We start from the raw sequence: 1978 nt of genomic DNA on the forward strand, positions 1-1978 counted from the left end.
GTTACGGAATCGAAAGGTACTACGGTGGTCGCCAGCCTCATTCATAAGGGGCCCACCGTCAGTTACAGATACACCACACTAGTGGACGCAACCTAAGCAAGGTGGATAACTTTTCCTATTTGAAAGGTAGAACGTTAGATAAACCCAACTATGATAAAAGGCCCTGCTACTAAGGTTGCATCATTTTTCTACTGAGTGAGCGGAACCTTTAGAGGTACTTCTACAACAGAAAAGAGTGCTCATACGAGGTATGAGCACTTCATTAAGACACGTCTTCCAGTGCCCAGGACCTGACCCCCATTTGGTGGACACCTGATATCCAGCCCAGTCGGGCTGGGAAGAAAGGTAATCTACCACCATGTCCAGGTACTGAGAACAGTTCAAACGCGATGCCGTGGCCCTCTATGAGAACAATGAGGACCTCTCGCTGAACAAAGCATCAGCCAAGCTCGGTATCAATCGAGCCTCGCTGCATTCTTGGGTCAAAAAGTACGGCACCGGAAAACGTGCCCGCATAAAAGCAGTGCATGATAAAGCCCAAGCGGCGAATGATTCCGAACGAATCCGACAGCTGGAAAAGGAAGTCTCTAAGCTGCGCGAAGAACGCGATATTCTACGTAAAGCTGCTAAGTATTTTGCCGAAGAGACTCACTGGTGATCCGCTTCCAGTTTGTCGATGACCACCGAACCGAATACTCGGCTTAAGCGGATGTGCCACGTGTTAAAGCTCAATCGTTCCTCGTTCTATAAATGGGTCCACACCCGTAAAAAGCGCAGTTTAAAGATATATTCTGACGGTCTTATTGGTGCAAGAATCACAACCATCTTCGACGATGAGCACGGGCTTTACGGAGCTCAACGCATCGCCGCAAGCCTTAAGGAAGACCTGGCGTATACCCCGGTCAATCACAAGAAGGTTGCACGCATCATGAAAACCATGGGACTTTAAAGGCTTTAGCAAACGGCGTCGATGCATCACCACCCGGCGCAAGCCTGGTCACCGTGTCATGCCGGACTTAGTAGGCCGTAAATTCACCGCCAACGAGCCGAACCGTGTGTATGTCGGCGACATTACCTACCTGCCGTGTAAGGGAGGTAAGAACATGTACCTTGCCACAGTCATTGACACGTATTCACGTAAACTTGCAGGTTATGCACTCGCAGACCACATGCGGGTCTCACTGGTCATTGATGCTCTAGCCCACGCACATGGTGTGCGCGGCAGTCTTGACGGGACTATTTTCCATTCCGATCACGGCAGCGTGTACACCTCACAAACCTTTAGGAACTACTGCTCGTCGTTAGGTGTCCGCCAGTCCATGGGAGCGGTGGGAACTAGTGCCGATAATGCCCTAGCAGAATCGTTTAACGCCACCTTAAAGCGAGAAGTCTTGCGTGATCGGAAAGTCTTTGACAACCCAATTACCTGTCGCCAAGAGGTCTTCCGGTGGTGCATGCGCTATAACACGCGCCGGCGGCACTCCTGGTGCAATCTCGTAGCGCCTGATGTCTTTGAAACCGAGACTTCGGCTATACTGACCACAGCAGCATAGCTAGCCCCCGACGTGTCCACTTTTCGGGGGTCGGGCCCATATCAGCGGGGGTAAAACGACGGAAAGTCCCCGAACCACCAACCACCCACAATTATTAGGGGTGGTGGCCTTTCGGGGACTACCAGAATCGATATGGAATTATCTTTTTGTTGTTTGGTGTCGGCGGTGACTTACTCTCCCACAACCTCCCGGTTGCAGTACCATCAGCGCGTACAGGCTTAGCTTCCGGGTTCGGAATGGGACCGGGCGTTTCCCTGTAGCTATGAACCACCGACAAACCTAAAAGAACACTACCCACCACTGTGTGCGGGTGTTGTGTCAGATACTGCATAGTGGACGCGACACACGGAATGTGTACATTTTGTTTACTCGCTTCGAACAAGTCCACCCAACAATCATCCCCACACGTGGTGTTCGGGGGTTGT

1 rRNA gene and 1 pseudogene are annotated in these 1978 nt (G+C 51.4%); one reads left to right on the plus strand and one right to left on the minus strand.

The features are described from left to right. Window positions 1-394: 394 nt before the first annotated feature. Window positions 395-1553, plus strand: a pseudogene (locus QP970_RS11495) (IS3 family transposase). A 157-nt stretch (window positions 1554-1710) separates the two neighbouring features. On the opposite strand, the gene rrf reads toward QP970_RS11495, so the two are convergent. After that, window positions 1711-1828: ribosomal RNA gene (gene rrf / locus QP970_RS11500) — 5S ribosomal RNA — on the minus strand. Between the last annotated feature and the right edge of the window lie 150 nt (window positions 1829-1978).

The sequence above is a fragment of the Corynebacterium sp. MSK073 genome, assembly GCF_030232085.1.
Taxonomy (GTDB): domain Bacteria; phylum Actinomycetota; class Actinomycetes; order Mycobacteriales; family Mycobacteriaceae; genus Corynebacterium.